A 17084-nucleotide genomic window follows, 5' to 3' on the forward strand; every position below is an offset into this window, starting at 1 on the left:
AAAGCGGACGAGCGATCGGGATGGCATCGGCCGTCCCGATCGCCGCCGAAATCGATCATGTCCGATCCGATCATCCTCTTCGCGACCTCGCTCCGGCTGTGCCTTGGCCTGTTGTTCGTCACGTCGGGCGCGTCGAAGCTGTTGCGCCAATCCTCGATCCGTCACGTGATCGCGCAATATCGGCTGTTGCCTCACGATGGGGTTGCGCCGGCCGCTCTTGGACTGGCGATCGGTGAGATCGGCGTCGGACTCTTGCTGATACTGTCGTTCCTGCCGCCGCTCGCCGCTCCGGCAATCGTATCGGCGGCGGCGCTGCTGTGCCTGTTCAGCGCGGCGGTCGCGTCGGCGCTGCTGCGGGGGATCGTCGTTCCCTGCGGATGCTCGCTGATCTTGAACGGCCATGTCATGACCTGGGCGACCTTCGCCCGCAACCAGGCGTTGCTGGCGTTGCTGCTGGCCGATCGCCTGATCCAGTCAGGAGCGGTTTCGTGACGGCATTGGCACCCTCTTCCCTTCCCTGCCACGATCCGCTCGCCGGCTTCATCCGAAGCGCCGCCTTTCTCTGCGGCGCCGCAGAGGAAAGGATCGACCGCCTTTGTGCTCGGATCGGGGTCCCGCATGACCCCGCCGGCTGGCGATCGACGCTCAACAATGACGGTTCGCCGATTCAGATTTGCCTTGGCCTTCGCCCTGGCACCGCAAGGGCGAATGTACGCCTCATCGCCGACCCGCATTTGGGCGGACGAGATGCTCTGTCACGCAGCAGCCAATCCCGAGAGGCGCTGGCGCAACTCGCCGAATGGCTTACGCCCGACATGGCTAGTCTGTGCACGTCCGTACTGGAGCATATGACCCCGTCGGGACGCGGCATTCCCTATCTGCGCGACGGCGGCGACGCCTGGCTGGCGGCAGGGATCGACGGACGCGGCGTGGCGATCTACGCAACCGCGCGGTGGGGCGATCCGGCGTCACGCTGGGCGCGCGCCTTGGCGTGGCTGGCCGACCTCTCTCCCGCTGCGGCACAAGCGGCCGCGACGCTGACGACACTCGCCGACCATAGCGCTTTGATCAGCGTGGGTGTGGAGGGCAGCACCGCGGGCGACGCGCGGGCGAAATTCTACTGGCGGCCCAATGGATCGGCGCCGCTGTCCGGGCTGGGCGTTTCGCTGCTGATGCACGAAGCACTCCCGGCGTTCCTATCGGATGCGACCGAGGGGATGGCGACCCCGGTCTCGGCGATCGTCGGCAGCGTCGGCGTGAGTGTCGCGACCGGCTCGCTCGCCGACGTCAAGCTCGACCTGTGCGGCCATTGCGTGCCACGTAGCCGGACCGATTGGGCGCAGCGGATCGAGCGTTATGCTGACCGTCATGGGCTGACAGCGCCGCCCGTCATCGCGCTGGAGCCCGACGCTCCGATCGAGATCGCCTTTGTCGGCCTGGGCATCGACCGCGATTTGCGGCCGCGCCTCAACGTCTATCTCAAACCCATGGTCCGTGGAGGTCACCAGTGAGCGTTCCTGCCTCCGCCATCGCGATGATCACGTTCAACGACGTGCCAATGATCAACACGAGCCTCAAATATGAGTTGCTAGGCGTGCTCGCGGTCGAGAACCATCGGCAATATTGTTTGCGCCACGGCTATGATTTCATTTCGGAGGTGCCGATCGCACGCGACCGCCCGGCCTGCTGGGCAAAGATTCCGGCGATCCTGGCCGCGTTCGAGGATCATGAATGGGTGTTATGGGCGGACAGCGACACGCTGATCTTCGACCACCGGCCGCTCGACCGGTTCCTCGACACCGCGCATGACATGATCGTGCAGTCCCATGACGCGTTCTTCCGCCTGATCGGCGTGCCGATCGAGCGTGGCATGGCGCGGATGCCGATCAATACCGGTGTGTTCCTGATGCATCGGTCGGCATGGTCGCGCGGTTTTCTGGAGCGGGCCTATGCGCAGACCGGGTTCGTATCGCACGGCGCCGTCTGGGACGGGATCGGCGAGCAGGAAGCGATGATCGCGGTGCTCAACGAAACGCCCTCGGACCGCGCGCGGATCGGCCATGTCGACGGCCTTCAGAACCACCCCTTGCTCTACCGGCCGGGCGACATGTTCGTCCATTTCTATGGCAATCACGCCCGCCACCGCATCCCTTCCGATCAATCCGCCGAGATTGTGTCGCGGTGGCGGGAGGCAGTAATGCACGGCCGTCCACTGCCCCACGACATCGCCCGCTTCCACTGGTGCTGCATCCAGAATGCCAGCCCCGACGAGCCGATCATGCGCGGCGACCTCGATCATTTCCTCTACCGGCCGGAAGACATTGTCGGCGCGGCCACCGAACCTGCGATGGAGTGTTGACATGCCTCAAGCCGCAATCCAGCCGACCTCGACCTATCGGGAGCGCGTACCGGCGCTGTATGGCCCCTCCTATGCCAGCGATTACCCGGGACTGTACCTGACTGCCTGGCCCGCCAAGCATGCGTTGAACCTCGAGGTGCTCGACGGGTTGCTCGCCCAGTTCGGGCCGGACCCGCGATGGATCGACATCGCCTGTGGCCAGGGATGGCATTTCTCGCAATTTCACGGACGAGCCCGCATGACCGGTCTCGACCTTAGCCAGGCGCAACTGGCGCGCGCTCGCGCGGCCACGCCCGACGCCGACTTCATCTGCGGCGACATGGCGGAAACGCAATTCGCCCCGGCCTCGTTCGACCTCCTGACGAATTTCTGGGGCGGCTATTGCTATCTCGCCGACCGCGAGGCGATCGCCGCTTTGTGGCGTCGAGTCCTCGGTTGGATCGCCCCCGGCGGGGCATTGTATGTCGAATTGCTGCTTGCCGAGGACCTCGCGAGCTTCAACCGCTCCGGCTTCGCGGGGAAGACCGGCTTCTCGGTCATGTCACGGGGCTCCGATTTCATGGAATGGGCCTATGAAGACAGCGCCGGCCTGCACATCATGACCAGTCCACCGCTCTCCGAAGCGCTCGACATCTTCGGGCCGGCCTTTCGCAGCGTGGACGTTCGTCACGACGGCCGATTCATGACTCACGTCGTCGCGCAGGGCCGGCTGGGCGACACTATTATAGCTTGAAGATGGTGCGGGCGGTGGGAATCGAACCCACACTCCTCTCGGAACCGGATTTTGAGCCAAGGAATCTGGGGTACGACGGTTCTCGCCAGACTACGACTGACTAAGATAAACATCTGTATATCAAAGTTTTTTCGAGTGCTATCGTTTTCTGGCGTTGGATCAACTACGCCCGACTTTTCCGCCGCTTGGCTCCTATTTGGCTCCTAGAATCCGGCGAATCCTTGGGCATTTTCGAGACGATCGATGCCCGTTCACAAGCTCACTAAAAAGGTGGTCGAAAGCGCAGACCCACTGAGTCGCGACTACGAACTGCGAGACAAAGCGACGCCCGGCTTTCTGTGCAAAGTCGCGCGATCAGGCCGCAAGGTCTTCATGGTGCAGTATCGCACCCTGGGCGGTGAGCGGCGAAAACCCGCGATCGGACTCTATGGCGAACTGACCGTCGAGCAAGCTCGCGCCATCGCCCAGAAATGGCTGGCCGAGGTCCGCGAGGGCAAGGATCCGTCGCTCGAGAAACAGAAGAAGCGCCTCAATCCAACCATCAGGGAATTGTGCGAGGAATTCATCGAACGGCACTCGATTCCCCACAACAAGCCGAACACGGTCAAGCGCAACCGCTCCCTAATCAAGAATCACATCATCCCGGCGCTCGGGAAATACAAAGTCGCGGAGGTCACGCGAGTCGACGTGGCCAATGCGCACAGCGATCGTGCGGCGTCTCCCTGCTCCGCCAACCACGTCCTCTCGCTGCTCAAGAAGATGTTCAATTGCGCGGAGCTTTGGGGTCACCGCGCCGAGGGCACCAACCCTTGCCGTCTCATTCCGAAATTTCCGGACGGCAAGCGCACCCGGCTGATCAAGAATCCCGAACTGGTCAGGCTCTACGCCTATCTCGACCGCGCGGACGCGTTCGGCCTCGAGCACCCGACCTACACGCTGGCGATCCGGCTACAATTCGCGTTCGCAGCCCGGATGTCGGAAATCATCAACCTCGAATGGGATTGGATCGACTTTGACGAGCGTCGGCTGGTCTGGCCCGACAGCAAGAACGGCGCAATGTCGAAGCCGCTCAGCGAGGAAGCCTATCAGTTGCTACGCAAGGCCCCGCGTTTTCTCGACTGCCCCTATGTCGTGCCGGCAATCACCAAGCCTTCTCGCCCCATGAGCAAGCACAGCTATTGGGAAGCCTGGAAGCGCATCCTCGCTGCTTGCGGCATCGCCCATCTCGGCACGCACGGCATCCGTCATCGCGCCGCCACGGATATCGCCAATTCCGGCATTCCCTTGAAGGTCGGGATGACGCTGACCGCCCATAAGACGGTCGCGATGTTTATGCGATACGTTCACGTCGAGGATGAGCAGGTGCGCGCGGCGGCAGAAATCGTCAGCAATCGCCGGGCTGCCATCGTGAACGCGAATGAGACAGCACCCACCCCTGCTCCGGTGCCGCTCGGGGCCATCGCCGCTGGTGGACCAGTCGTCTCCGCGCACCCCCTGCGGCGCCAACCCGATGTTGTGTGGAGAGCGGCCAATGATCGGTGACTCTGTGACCGGCGGTATCGTGTTCGGCGCTTCGGTCGACCCGTTGCCGCTCGTCGACCCGACGGTTGCAGCGGTGCGCTTGGGGCTGAAGCGGCATACGCTCGCTTGCTATCGAAACCTGGGCGATGGGCCGGCTTATTATAGATTCGGGCGCGCGATCCGTTACGCGCCGACTGACCTCGATGCCTGGTCGGCGCGATCAGTGGTAATCGGCGCACTCCCGATGCGGCCGAACGAAGATCTGTTACTGATCGATACGATAGCTGCCGCCCGGTTTCTCACTATTTCGATAGACTATCTGAAATATCATCGCGTCGTCGGTGGCGGTCCGCGATATCGGCGTTACGCAAGGCGGGTCTATTACGCGATCAGGGACTTGCGAACATGGGCCGAAGCGCAGCGCGTATCGTGACTAGAAAATGCTTTTTTAGGATGGTGCGGGCGGTCGGGCTCGAACCGACACTTCCATTACAGAAACTGGATTTTGAGTCCAGCGCGTCTACCAATTTCACCACGCCCGCAAGGATCGTAATCCTAGCCCGTCGGCTGATTCCTGCTAACGGGAAAGCGCCCTTAGTCCGGGCTGGTTCCCGAAGAAAGGGGTATTTTAGCCTCTGAACAGCCCGCAGCCTTGGTTTTGGATGTCTGGTTCTACCCCCGAACTAGCGCCCCTCCCCCCGCCATCGCGGATCGGACGTAGAATCGCAAAGCCTGCGCCCCGCCCAATCCTCGAGATCAACGCGTTTGTAGAAGACGCGCCTTCCCAATTTGTAAAATGGCGGGCCACCGCCAATGACCCTGTATTTCTCTAGCGTGCGCGGCGACAATCGCAGGAAGCTCGCCGCTTCGTCGTTCGAAAAGAATGGTGTGATCGACCCTCCGCCCGCCGCAACGGGCGTCGTGCCGTCACTCCGCGCCTCATCGTTACCGGTCATCTCTGCCGGCCCTCAGGGCCTCACGCGCCTTCGCGAATCCTCGGTCGCCAGCGAGAAATTGAATCAGCATCGCGGGGATCAGGTCGCTGACCGATTCCTCCTGTCCGTAGGTGCTACGATACACGACCGCGTAATCGTCCAATGCCGCCTTGAGGTCTGGCGGAATAGCGATCGCCAGTTTGATCGGCGTCCGATCCGGCAGCTTCCCAAGCCTGAGCTCCGCCATTTTAGCGCCCTCCTTCACGCCATGGTGCAAGCACAAGATCCTTGTGCACCACCAGCCGCACCGGCGATCCCGGCCGGATCGTGATGGTCGGCTGGATATTGAGATTGCGCATGGTGATCTGGTCGCCAACGCGACCGACATTGTCCTGGGTCGAGCGCCGGAAGGCCTCGACTAGATCGCTGTCGCCCGAAAATGCGAGCTCGGAACTGACGCCGAGCAGTGTCGACAGGGCCACCCCCTTGATCAGCTGCCAGGTATGGAAGTCGACTTGAGCACGTGCCGAGGCCTTTAGCCCCGCAGGGCCTGGACATAGCGCCGGCCACCCGGCCTTGTTTCATCTGGCCAGTTCGATTTTCGTGGAGGTCCCGCGCGGTCACTAAGCAATGCTCCATCTCTTTCGAACGCCGGAACAAACCCATGCGAGACCTCGACATTGAGATTTGAACAGGCTTGTCGCCGTTACATCTCGCCTTCTACGCGCAAGAACGGGACGGTCGCCGTCAGTGCGGCCATCGCGGCTGCGAAAACCAGCATGGCGGGTTTAAGACCGCCCGCCACAGCGCCGATCGCGACCAGCGCCAGCGGCGCGAGCAGTGTCGCAAGAAAATAAGCGGTCATCCAAAGCCCGACCCCAAGACCGCGCGTCTGGAAATTGAGCGAGCGGTTCACTGCCGCAAGCAGCCACGCCAGATAGAAGCCGCTGGCGAGACCGGTGACCCCACCCCCGGCAAGAGTGCCGGCAAACGAGGATGCCTGCGCGAGCACGACGAAGCCGACCGCGGAGAGAAGAAAGGCCATGCCAAGTTGCGTCCGCCGCGGTCGCGCCGCCGAAAACGAATAGAAACCCGCGCCGATCGCGATGCCGCAGCTGTTCACAGCTGCGCCCATTCCCTTGAGGGCGGAGGCGCGGGTGCCGACCGCTTCGATCAGATAGCCCAGGTCGACCGACACGAGGTTCATGCAGCCGCCGGCGATGAACGTCATCGCGCAGATCGGGAGGATCGCTCGCCACGGCATCGGCTCGCGGCCGTTCGCGATCAGGTCCGGGCGAGCGACTTGGGCCGGCTCCCAGACGAACAAGAGCGTTGGCAGCAACAGGAGCAAGGCAACGAAATAGGCGAAGAACGGCACGCGCCACCCCGCTTCGCCGAGCAGTCCGCCGACGATCAGGAACAAGACGGCGGAAACAGACGTGTAGATCACCTGATAGGCGAGATAACGATCGCGGCGCCGCGGCTCGAAATAATCTCCGATCAGCATCGTCGATACGGTCATCAGCACCGCCTCCGCGACGCCAACCCCAAGGCGGGAAATGATGATCGCCGACAAGGAGGACAGCCAGAGCGGCGCCGTGGCCGTGACGAAGTAGAAGATCAGCGCGGCGACGAGGGCATTGCGGCGACCGATCCGCGCGGCAAGTCGTCCCGACCAAGGCGAGACCAGCACGATCATGAGCGCCGGCGCCGTCAGCACCAGCGGAACGAGATAGGCAACCCCGTGAACCGAGGCGAAGGCACGCTGCATGTCTGGGAGCACAGGCGCGATGACGAGCATGCCGAGGATCGGCAAGCAGGCAATCGCGAGGAGCAGATGGGCGAGCGCCGCGCGTGCCGGACGTCCGCGGCTGTCCGTCGCGGGGGCGTGCCCGGCGTCCGGCGCGGCAATCGCGCCGGTCACCGCCATGGTTGGGCTCCCGTCAGGCACGCGCCACGGCGCAGGCGTAGTGGGAAGCCTGTCACGCTTCGTTCGCGAAGCGATTCTCGATGAACCCGAGACCATCGACGGTGACGCGGACCACATCGCCCGCCTTCATGAAGCGGTTTTCGGCGATACCGACGCCGGCGGGCGTACCGGTCGCCAGCACATCCCCCGGCTCCAATGTCATCACCTGGGTCAGATAGGCGATCTGATCATAGATGTCGTAGATCATGTCGCTGGTCGATGAGCGTTGCCGCTCCTCGCCATTGAGCGTCAGCGACAAGGTCAGCGCGTGCGGATCATCGACCTCGTCGGCCGTGGTGATCCACGGGCCAATCGGGCCATGCGTGTCGAACGACTTGCCCAATGTGTAGGTCGGCGAGCGGAACTGCCAGTCTCGCGCTGTCACGTCGTTGCAAACCAGATATCCGGCGATCACCGATCGCGCATCATCGCGCGAGACGTGGCGACAGCGCTTGCCGATCACCACGCCCAACTCCGCTTCATAGTCCACCATGTCCGGCGCCGCGCGCGGCACGTCGATCGTGGCGAACGGACCGGTGATGCAGGTGACCTGCTTGTTGAACCACAGCTGGCTCGTCGGAATAGGGATCCCCGCGGCCGCGGCTTCGTCGGCATGCGCCTGGTAATTCATGCCGATCGCAAGGAATTTACGCGGGTCGGAGATGGGCGCCTCGAGCGTGACGTCCGATAACGCAAACGTCGGGCCTTCCGCCGCCGCGATCGCGTCGCGCAACGTGTCGTAATTCTCCAGCAGCGCGCGCATCGAGCCGCCGCAGGAGTGCGTGACGTCACTCAAGTCGACGACCGTGTCACCGACGACCTTTCCCAGGCGCGACTGGCCCGCAACGGTGAATGTGGCGAGCTTCATCGCCTCTCCCTTTCTCAAATCAATTAACCGAAATGTCTGGGTTGACTAATTCGTTCAAACATGACTGTCTAGTACAAACCTGGAGAGGATCGATATGACCGCAACCCCACAGCGCCGGCCGGCGCGAGGCAATCGCCAGCGCGAGCGTACGCGCACGGCTCTCCTTTCCGCCGGCCAGACATTGTTCGCGACTCGCCCTGTCGAGAGCGTCACGGTGGACGACATCGTCGACGCCGCTGAGGTAGCGAAGGGCAGCTTCTACAATCATTTCAACGACAAGGACGCCTTTGCCGCAGCCATTTACGAGCTGGTCCAAGGTGACGTGGAATTCCACATCTTCTCGGCCAATCGTGATGTCGTCGACGCGCCGACGAGGATTGCTCGCGCCTTATGCACGGTCCTGCGATATGCCCGCGCCCATCCCGAGCGGCTGATGGCGATGCTGAGCATGGCCGAACGGCGCACCACCTCCGCGTCGCCGCTAAACGCCGGTGTCAGCGCCGATATTCAGGACGGCCTCAAGCAGCAACGGCTGTCGGGTGTCGATCTTGAAACCGGCGTGCTGACCGTCATCACGATGGTGAATGCGACGGTTCGGCACGCAATGTCGGGAGAGACCGCGACGCCGCCGGCCGCCCTCGCCGCGGCGATGGGAGCAGCGCTGCTGCGCGCGCTTGGGGTCGATCCTCGCGAGGCCGACATGCTTGGCCGCGACGCCGCGGCCGCCGTGTTCGAGCACCAATGATGACCAGCATCGCCAAGGCGCACGACGTCGCCTACGTCCGGTTTCGCGCGCCCGATCTCTCCAAGATGCATTCTTTCCTGCTCGATTTCGGCATGCGCGACGCCGAAATCGAAACGGATCGTCTCTTCATGCGAGGCTTCGGCGCATCGCCTTTCGTCCATGCGACCGAAATAGCGGACACGCCTGGCTTTGCCGGTTTCGGCATCCGGCTGCCTGATCTTGACGCGTTAAGGCGAGTCGCGGCGCACGATGGCATTGAGATTCATCCGCTCGACGCGCCGGGCGGCGGCATGGTCGCTCGTTTGACCGATCCGGATGGCTTCACGGTCGAGGCCGTAGCCGGTCAGACGCCGGCTCAGCCAGTGGCGTTGCCGGACCGCGCGCCCTGGAACGAGGGCGGCGCCTACCCGCGCCGTAACGACTTCCGCCGGGCGGAACGGGGGCCCTCGCACGTCCAGCGTTTGGGACATGTCGTGCTCGGCGTGTCGAACTTTCGGCGATCCGAACAATGGTACAAGCAGCGGTTCGGCCTGGTAACGTCCGATGAGATACAGCCGCAGCCCGGCGTCGCGATCGGCGCCTTCATGCGGTGCGACCGCGGCGATCAGCCGTGCGACCACCACACGATCTTCCTGCTCGAACGGCCGGCCCCGCCGGGATACATGCACGCCGCGTTCGAGGTCGCCGATCTTGACGACCTGATGGTTGGACACGAGCATCTCAAGCACGCCGGGCACACCCATTATTGGGGTATCGGCAGGCATTTCCTCGGCAGTCAGATATTCGATTACTGGCGCGACCCTTGGGGCAATGAAATCGAGCATTGGACCGATGGCGATCAGTTGGTCGCCGCGGATGGCGGTGGGATTGGCCACATTCCCGAACTGATGGGCGTTCAGTGGGGCATGCCCATGCCGCCGCTTCCCGGCGGAGAGCCCGCATGAGCCGCAACCATGACTATGATCTGCTGGTCGTAGGCCTTGGACCGGTCGGCGACGCACTGACCGCCTTGGCTAGCCTGCGCGGCTTGTCGGTGCTGGCAATCGACAAGTCGCCAACCCCGTTTCCGCTACCGCGCGCGGCAGTGTTCGATCATGAGATCATGCGCATCTTCCAGGAGATCGGCGTCGCTGGCCGCATTCTCCCTCTGTGCCGAGTCCCCGATCGCTATCAATTCCGTACCGCGTCAGGCGATCTGCTGCTCGATTTTCCGGTGAAGCCGCTCGGCGCTTTCGGTTGGGCCGAAACCTACGCCCTGCACCAGCCGGCTGTCGAAGCGGTATTGCGCGAGCGCCTCGCCGAGCTGGGCGCCACGATCGAACTCGGCACGACCTTCGAAGAACTGGAGCAGGATGGCGACGGCGTCACCGCGACGCTCTTGCGCGATGGCGAGCGGCGGAGCGTTCGCGCGCGCTACCTGGTCGGATGCGATGGTTCGTGGAGCCCGGTTCGGGAAGCGCTCGGGATCAAGCTCGACGATTACCGGTTCGACGAGCCCTGGCTCGTGCTGGACACGATCTTCGACGAGCCGGGAGATCTGCCGATCGTCTGCCAGCAGATTTGCGACCCGCAACGTCCTGTCACCTACATGGCGATGAGCGGCAAACGGTTTCGTTGGGAATTCATGCTGAAGCCCGGCGAAGTGCCTGAGACGATGCTTGCCGATGCCACGATCCGCGACTTGGTCGCGCCGTGGAATTGCGCGGACCGCATGCAGGTCGAACGCAAGGCGATCTACCGTTTCCACGGCCTCGTTGCGGAGAAGTGGCGTGACGGGCGTGTCCTCCTGGCTGGCGATGCCGCGCACCAGATGCCGCCGTTCGCCGGTCAGGGCATGTGTTCCGGTATCCGCGACGCCGCCAATCTGGCCTGGAAGCTCGCGGCGGTTGTGCTGGGCGGCGCGCGGGAGTCGATCCTCGATACGTATCAGGTCGAGCGCGAACCGCACGTGCGCGCGATCATCGAAACGGCGATCGCGATGGGCAAGGTCGTGTGCATGTTGGATCCCGATGCCGCCGCACAGCGCGATCGCGATATGCTGGCACGCAAGGCCGCAGGCGCACAGGATGTCTCGGTAGCCTATCCCGACCTTCATGGTGGCGGCCTGATCTCGCAAACGCCGCAGGCGGGCGCGCTGCTTCCGCAGCCTCAAGCGCCGAACGGTCAGCGGTTCGACACGCTGTTGAACGGAGCGCCCGCCTTGCTCGGCCGCCATTTGCCCGCCGAGACCGAGCTAGACGTGCAATTGCTCGATCTCGAGAGCGTACCCCTGGCCCCCTTTCGTTCGGCGTTCGATCGCTGGCTGGACGAAATCAATGCGGACGCCGTGCTGATCCGGCCCGACCGTCACGTCTTCGCAACCGGCCGGGCGGACGAAATCTTGAACCTTTGGAGTGCCGCGATCGGCCAGCCGATCGCGGCTTGATTCTACCCGCCGAAGAGCGGGCAATTGGGAGGGAACATGCGACAAGGACTTCTTGGCGGTGCGGCGATCTTTGCCTTCATGGCAGCCTTGCCCGCTTATGGGCAGGACGCGCCTACGGGCGCCACTGAGACCACGACGGCCGCGCCAAGCGACGGCATCGCCGACATCGTTGTCACCGCGCAGCGGCGTGAGGAGAACCCCCAGCGCACGGCGCTCGCGGTCACCGCGATCGATGGCGCTGCGCTTGCCGATGCCGGAGTGGCGCAGCCGCAGGACCTGTCGAAGCTCGTACCAGCGCTCAAACTGTCGACCAGCGGGGCCGGCAATGTCCAGGTGACCATCCGCGGGGTCGGTAACTTCGCCGGCAATCCTTATGCAGAGGCGGCGGTCGCGATGAACCTGGATGGCGTCTACATCGCGCGTGCAAGCGGACCCAATGGTCTGTTTTACGACCTGGCGCGCGTCGAGGTTCTCAAGGGGCCGCAGGGTACGATCTATGGCCGCAACGCCACGGCAGGCGCGATCAACATCATTACGCGCAAGCCTGACGATCAATTGTCTGCCGAAGGTCAGCTGACCGTCGGCAATTACAATCTCGTGCGCGGGGAGTTGGCGCTGAATACGCCGCTGGGCAGCGACGCGGCGCTTCGCGTGTCGGGCGTCCTGACCCGCCGGGACGGCTATTTGAGCGATGGCTATCTCGACGACAAGAGCGAGGCCGTTCGCGGACAGCTGAAGGTGAAGCCGACCGGCCGATTTTCGGTCCTCCTCTCGGCTGATTACGCTCATATCGGCGGCAAGGGCGGTGGCGGCGTGATTTCACCGTTCCTCAACCCCGATCATCCATATCTCGGTGCGTCCAAAGACGGTTCGAACGCGATTCTGACCGGCGCCTCGCTCGCGATCACCGGCGGCGCCAATCCCGATCTTCTGCCGAAATTCCTAGACGACGGCTTCACCAGGCTCAAGAATTGGGGCGCCTCGGCAACCGTGGATTGGGACTTGGGCGGCGCCACGCTGACCGTCATACCTTCCTATCGCCGTAACATCGCCGATTACCTGCATTATGCCGCCGGCTTCCCGGTCAGCGCGCACGAAGATTCGCGTGCGACATCTCTGGAAACACGTCTCGCTTCCAGCGGAAAAGGACCGCTCAAATGGCTGATCGGCGGCTACTTTTTCAACGAGGATCTCGATTTCGATCTGTTCGCCAATCAGGGGGTATCGTTCAATCGGACGATTCCGGTCCTCAACACGCGGAGCTACGCAGCTTTCGGACAGCTGACCTACGCGATCGCCAACGGCTTTCGCCTGACGGGCGGCCTGCGCTACACCGACGAACACAAGACGCAGACCGGGCTGAACGGCGGCCCTCCCCCTCCCGTGCCGGCAGGCTTCCCCGGTCCCGCAAACACCTTCTACCAGATCGCCTGCGCGCCTTACGATGCGGCGACCGGCACCTGCTACGCCGCGCTCGACGGCAACCTCAAGCAGGATAAACTGACGTGGAAGGCGGGCGCGGAGTTCGACGCGGGGCCGCGCTCGCTGGTCTATGCCAACGTGGCGACGGGGTTCAAGGCTGGCGGCTTCTTCGGTTCGCTCGCGCCCAACACGTACCGGCCCGAGACGCTGACCGCCTATACGCTCGGATCGAAGAACCGCTTTGCCGACAACAAGGTCCAGCTCAATCTCGAGGCCTTTTATTGGCGATACAAGAACAAGCAGGTTACGCACCTGGGGCCGATCCTGCCAGGCGGTTTCAACCTCATCACCGAAAATGCCGGCAGCGCCGACATTTACGGCGCCGAACTCGAGTTGCTCTGGCAACCGAGCTCCAACGATCGATTGAGCGCGACCGCTCAGTATCTCCATGCCAAGTACGGCAGCTTCCTCTATCGTCAGACGACGGTAACCGGCCCGCCCGTGACCGCATGCCCGACGACCCCGGTGGCAGGCTCGCCTGCAGTAACGGTCGATTGCTCGGGGCGTCCGCTGTCGCAGTCCCCGGAATGGACGCTCAGCGCTTCCTACACCCACAGCATCGATCTTGCCCGAGGAGGACGGATCGACCTGCAGGTCGGTACGCAGATCCAAAGCGCCTATTGGGCCGGAGACGAATATCTGCCTGGCGAACGGCAGCGCGCCTCGATGGTCTCGAACGCCAGCCTGACCTGGCGCGCGCCGAACAACCGGTTCAGCGCCAGCGCATTCGTCGACAACATCGAGAATCGGGCGGTCATGTCGAGCTCGTTTGCTCAGCCCGTGATCGGCGTTCCGATCGTCGTCCTGCGTCCGCCGCGGACATTCGGCGTCCGGCTCGGTTTCGATTTCCGCTGATCAAGGGAGACAATGTCCGTGACTTTCGTACCCAATCCCGGCTCGCGCTACCGGATGCCCGTCATGTTCGGCCCGGCGCCAGGGCCGCGGCAGCATCCCGATGGCCGCATGTGGACGGCCGAGGAAGCCGGGCGAATGAATGCGCAATGGCTCAATGTCGGTTACCGGACCGACCCGGCCAAGCTCGAAAAGCTGTTGCCGCCCGGCTTCAGTCTGCGCGGTGAGCCTATCGTCTCGGTCAGCTGCGCCTGGTTCAACAACCTCTATTGGCTCGCCGGGCGCGGCTACGGCATCCTTTCCGTCGATTTCCCGGTAACCTATCAGGGCAAGATCGAGCGGATAGACGGCGTTTTGTGTCCGGTAATCTGGGAAGGCTCACCCGACGCAATCATGACGGGACGCGAGGAACTCGGCTTTCCCAAGATGTTCGCGCGCTTCAGCGAGATCGACTGGGACGAACAGGCGGGGCGCGCGCAATGCGATGCCGCCTGGTTCGACCACACCTTCTTCGACATCGAATTGTCGGAACTTGTCGAGGAAGCCAACCCGCGCAAGGCGCTCCCCGGATCGAACGGCGGCGCGCAGATGTATTACAAATATATGCCGCGAACGAGTCCAGGCGGACGTGAGGGCGCCGATCTGGCCTATGTCACGACGGCCGCCGCACCCGCGAACAGCGGCGGTTCGGTTTCGAACGTCAATTTCGACGAGTTCGAGTTCCGCCGCTGGACCGGCAAGGGAAGGCTCGCCTGGCATCGCGCGACATTCGAGCAACTTCCCCTCTCCTTCCACGTCGTGAACGGAATGGCCGACCTCGATATCCTCGAGATCACCGGCGCTGAGTTGGTGCAGTTCTCGGGACCCGGCATCGGCATCGCGATGAACACCCAGCGCATCGTCGAACCGGCGTGATCGCGAAAGGAAAAGCATGATGATCGAACTCGACGCCCAGAATCTGGCGCGCGCGGTCCGCGCTGGCCGGCCGACGAGCTCCGATCGCCTCGATCCGGTGACCGGAGCCGCAGCGTCTAACGCCTCGGCGGCCATCGTGACGTCGGTCGAACAAGCGGTCGTTCGGGCAGGCGAGGCATTCGCTCAGTGGTCGCAGCTCTGCCCCACCGCGCGTCGAGGCCTGTTGATGGAGGCAGCCGACTCTCTGGAGGCAAAGGCCGACCAGCTTGTCGAGGCAATGATGGGAGGGATCGGCGCAACTGAGGAATGGGCACGCGCCAATCTTGCGTTCGCCGTGAGGATAGTCCGTGAGGCGGCGATGCTCACGACCCAGATCGCGGGCGAAATGCCGCCCTCCAGCAAACCCGCCTCATCAGCCTTACCGTCCTCGAGCGCCCGATCGCCGTCGGAGGGGGCGTGATGTCGCTGGACGAGATTCGGATCGCTGCTAAGCGTCTTCGCGGGCTGCAGCAGAAAGCTTCAGCCACAGTCGCTGCCCAAGGCAAGGACTGGCAGCGCGAGCTGGTGGCGATACGCCGCGAGATCGCCAGCGGAGTCGCCGAACTGTCGGCAACGGCAAGACGTTGGTCGCCGCCTGGCGAGGACGCCCATGAGCAAGCGGACCTCGTCGAGAGCGTGAACGCCGTCCGCCGGGCACTGGCGATGCATCAGGCATCGTGGCCGGCGGTATCGCTCAAACCTCTGGATCCCGATTTTAAGGCGTCGGTTGCCCAAGTTCGGGAAGCTTATGACGCCCTGTTCGCACAGCTCGACGCGCTGGAAGGCAGAGTGGCGAGGACGGATTTGAGGGGGCGCCGCCCATGAAAATCGCCTTCCTCGAAACAATGCCCGCCGAGAAACGGATCTGCGCCCGGCATCTCGTTGGCGGCACCCACCAATGATCCGGCCGGTGAATATCGCCATCGACCGGTCGCGCGACAGTCACCGCCCGCTCCACTGCGGGTTGAATGCATTCGATAATCGGAAAAGGTGAGTGATGGAGATCAAGACTCAGGTGGCGATTGTTGGAGCTGGCCCTTCAGGGTTGCTGCTCGGTCATTTGCTGTGCGCGGCCGGAATAGGTTGCATTGTCGTCGAGCGTCAGTCTCCTGATCATGTCCTTGGTCGCATTCGCGCCGGCGTGCTCGAAACCGTCACCACCGACCTGATGCGTGAGCTCGGGATCGATCAACGTCTCAACGCGGAGGGCATGGTAGAGGGTGGCTTCAATCTTGCCACCCATGACGACGTGATCCGCATCGACATCGAGGCACTGACGGGGCGCCATGTCATCGTCTACGGCCAGACCGAAATCACGCGCGATCTGATGGAGGCCGCACCGGACCGCGGCCTCGCCGTCATTTACGAGGCTGCCAATGTTGCGCTTCATGGAATCGAGTCGCGTCACCCCTGGGTGACGTATGAGAAAGGCGGCAAGGTAGAACGGATCGACGCCGGATTCATCGTCGGCTGCGACGGCTTTCACGGCGCCGCGCGCAGGGCAATCCCGGCAGGGGCAGCGCGCGAATTCGAGCGGATCTATCCGTTTGGCTGGCTCGGCATCCTCGCCGACGTGCCGCCGTGCCATCCCGAGCTGATCTACGCCAACGGCGATCGCGGTTTCGCGCTCGCCTCGATGCGATCGCCGACGCGCAGCCGTTACTACATCCAGGTGCCGCTGACCGATACGCTGGACGATTGGCCGGAAGAGCGGCTGTGGGACGAGCTCGAAATGCGCTTCAATCCGCTCAGCGAACATGGTGTGACGCGCGGCCCAGCGCTCGAAATGTCGATCGCTCCGTTGCGTTCCTACGTGTTCGAGACGATGCGCCACGGCCGTCTTTTCCTAGCAGGCGACGCGGCCCACATAGTACCCCCCACGGGCGCGAAAGGCCTCAACCTCGCGGCTTCCGACGTTGCATATCTTTCGGAGGCGCTGATCGGATATTTCCGGACAGGCGATGAAGTGGCGCTCGACAATTATACGCCAAGGGCGCTGGCGCGAATTTGGAAGGCTGAACGGTTCAGCTGGTTCCTAACGAAGCTGATGCACCGTTTCCCGGAGGACGGCGCGTTCGAGCACCGCATGCAAACCGCCGAACTCGAATATGTCGCAAGTTCGCGAGCGATGCAGACAGCGATTGCCGAGAACTATGTAGGATTGCCGCTCTAGCGGCGGAGCAAACCGATCGCAGACGCTGACGACATGCAACTTGACGTTCCACTTCCGCCAGCCGCATG

General features: G+C 63.3%; 18 protein-coding genes, 1 tRNA gene and 1 pseudogene. 14 read left to right on the top strand and 6 right to left on the bottom strand.

Annotation, left to right across the window (positions count from 1 at the left end; translation table 11 throughout):
- The first annotated feature begins 57 nt into the window (after window positions 1–57).
- The 6 genes from SMA01S_RS04205 (at window position 58) to SMA01S_RS24985 (ending at window position 5046) form a co-directional block, all read left to right on the top strand.
- Window positions 58–492, top strand: coding sequence for a MauE/DoxX family redox-associated membrane protein (locus SMA01S_RS04205; protein WP_066817735.1), 435 nt, complete (start codon window positions 58–60; stop codon window positions 490–492).
- Complete coding sequence (locus tag SMA01S_RS24450) at window positions 489–1511, top strand: hypothetical protein (RefSeq protein ID WP_157093791.1); 1023 nt, start codon at window positions 489–491, stop codon at window positions 1509–1511. The genes SMA01S_RS04205 and SMA01S_RS24450 overlap by 4 nt, the downstream gene beginning before the upstream one ends.
- A complete protein-coding gene (locus SMA01S_RS04215) occupies window positions 1508–2359 on the top strand; it encodes a glycosyltransferase family protein (RefSeq protein WP_157093792.1) in 852 nt (283 codons plus the stop codon). Before SMA01S_RS24450 ends, SMA01S_RS04215 begins: the two co-directional genes overlap by 4 nt.
- A gap of 1 nt (window position 2360) precedes the next feature.
- Window positions 2361–3092, top strand: coding sequence for a class I SAM-dependent methyltransferase (locus SMA01S_RS04220; protein WP_066817742.1), 732 nt, complete (start codon window positions 2361–2363; stop codon window positions 3090–3092).
- Window positions 3093–3335: 243 nt separating this feature from the next.
- Window positions 3336–4634 (top strand): tyrosine-type recombinase/integrase, encoded by a 1299-nt coding sequence (locus tag SMA01S_RS04225; protein ID WP_084250049.1) that lies wholly within the window; start codon window positions 3336–3338, stop codon window positions 4632–4634.
- Window positions 4624–5046 (top strand): helix-turn-helix domain-containing protein, encoded by a 423-nt coding sequence (locus SMA01S_RS24985; protein WP_084250050.1) that lies wholly within the window; start codon window positions 4624–4626, stop codon window positions 5044–5046. The genes SMA01S_RS04225 and SMA01S_RS24985 overlap by 11 nt, the downstream gene beginning before the upstream one ends.
- 21 nt (window positions 5047–5067) lie before the next feature.
- Here SMA01S_RS24985 and SMA01S_RS04235 read toward each other — a convergent pair.
- From SMA01S_RS04235 to SMA01S_RS04255, 6 genes and pseudogenes are all read right to left on the bottom strand, one after another.
- Window positions 5068–5155: transfer RNA gene (locus tag SMA01S_RS04235), tRNA-Leu, on the bottom strand.
- A 141-nt stretch (window positions 5156–5296) separates the two neighbouring features.
- On the bottom strand, window positions 5297–5569 hold the full coding sequence (locus SMA01S_RS24080) for a helix-turn-helix domain-containing protein (RefSeq protein WP_084250051.1): 273 nt from the start codon (window positions 5567–5569) through the stop codon (window positions 5297–5299).
- Complete coding sequence (locus tag SMA01S_RS04240) at window positions 5559–5795, bottom strand: DUF2274 domain-containing protein (protein WP_066817745.1); 237 nt, start codon at window positions 5793–5795, stop codon at window positions 5559–5561. Before SMA01S_RS04240 ends, SMA01S_RS24080 begins: the two co-directional genes overlap by 11 nt.
- Before the next feature lies 1 nt (window position 5796).
- A pseudogene (locus SMA01S_RS04245) lies at window positions 5797–6093 on the bottom strand (TrbI/VirB10 family protein); the annotation flags it as partial.
- A 161-nt stretch (window positions 6094–6254) separates the two neighbouring features.
- Window positions 6255–7478: an MFS transporter gene (locus SMA01S_RS04250; protein WP_066817751.1), complete on the bottom strand. Its 1224-nt coding sequence runs from the start codon at window positions 7476–7478 to the stop codon at window positions 6255–6257.
- 52 nt (window positions 7479–7530) lie between these two features.
- Window positions 7531–8385 carry a fumarylacetoacetate hydrolase family protein gene (locus SMA01S_RS04255; RefSeq protein ID WP_066817754.1) on the bottom strand — a complete coding sequence of 285 codons (855 nt, stop codon included), beginning with the start codon at window positions 8383–8385 and terminating at the stop codon, window positions 7531–7533.
- Between the two features lie 94 nt (window positions 8386–8479).
- Between SMA01S_RS04255 and SMA01S_RS04260 the strand changes: the two genes are divergently transcribed.
- The 8 genes from SMA01S_RS04260 (at window position 8480) to pobA (ending at window position 17016) form a co-directional block, all read left to right on the top strand.
- Window positions 8480–9130, top strand: a complete 651-nt coding sequence (locus SMA01S_RS04260; protein WP_066817757.1) for a TetR/AcrR family transcriptional regulator — start codon at window positions 8480–8482, stop codon at window positions 9128–9130.
- Window positions 9127–10074 carry a VOC family protein gene (locus tag SMA01S_RS04265; protein ID WP_245649145.1) on the top strand — a complete coding sequence of 316 codons (948 nt, stop codon included), beginning with the start codon at window positions 9127–9129 and terminating at the stop codon, window positions 10072–10074. Before SMA01S_RS04260 ends, SMA01S_RS04265 begins: the two co-directional genes overlap by 4 nt.
- Window positions 10071–11555: a bifunctional 3-(3-hydroxy-phenyl)propionate/3-hydroxycinnamic acid hydroxylase MhpA gene (gene mhpA / locus SMA01S_RS04270; RefSeq protein ID WP_066817760.1), complete on the top strand. Its 1485-nt coding sequence runs from the start codon at window positions 10071–10073 to the stop codon at window positions 11553–11555. Before SMA01S_RS04265 ends, mhpA begins: the two co-directional genes overlap by 4 nt.
- 36 nt (window positions 11556–11591) lie before the next feature.
- Window positions 11592–13892, top strand: coding sequence for a TonB-dependent receptor (locus tag SMA01S_RS04275; protein WP_245649146.1), 2301 nt, complete (start codon window positions 11592–11594; stop codon window positions 13890–13892).
- A gap of 12 nt (window positions 13893–13904) precedes the next feature.
- Window positions 13905–14804 (top strand): acetoacetate decarboxylase family protein, encoded by a 900-nt coding sequence (locus SMA01S_RS04280; protein ID WP_066817762.1) that lies wholly within the window; start codon window positions 13905–13907, stop codon window positions 14802–14804.
- Between the two features lie 19 nt (window positions 14805–14823).
- On the top strand, window positions 14824–15264 hold the full coding sequence (locus tag SMA01S_RS04285) for an aldehyde dehydrogenase family protein (protein WP_169804181.1): 441 nt from the start codon (window positions 14824–14826) through the stop codon (window positions 15262–15264).
- Window positions 15264–15668, top strand: a complete 405-nt coding sequence (locus SMA01S_RS04290) for a hypothetical protein (RefSeq protein ID WP_066817766.1) — start codon at window positions 15264–15266, stop codon at window positions 15666–15668. The genes SMA01S_RS04285 and SMA01S_RS04290 overlap by 1 nt, the downstream gene beginning before the upstream one ends.
- Before the next feature lie 178 nt (window positions 15669–15846).
- Window positions 15847–17016: a 4-hydroxybenzoate 3-monooxygenase gene (gene pobA / locus SMA01S_RS04295; protein WP_066818669.1), complete on the top strand. Its 1170-nt coding sequence runs from the start codon at window positions 15847–15849 to the stop codon at window positions 17014–17016.
- Window positions 17017–17084 lie beyond the last annotated feature (68 nt).

The organism is Sphingomonas mali NBRC 15500, assembly GCF_001598415.1.
Taxonomy (GTDB): domain Bacteria; phylum Pseudomonadota; class Alphaproteobacteria; order Sphingomonadales; family Sphingomonadaceae; genus Sphingomonas; species Sphingomonas mali.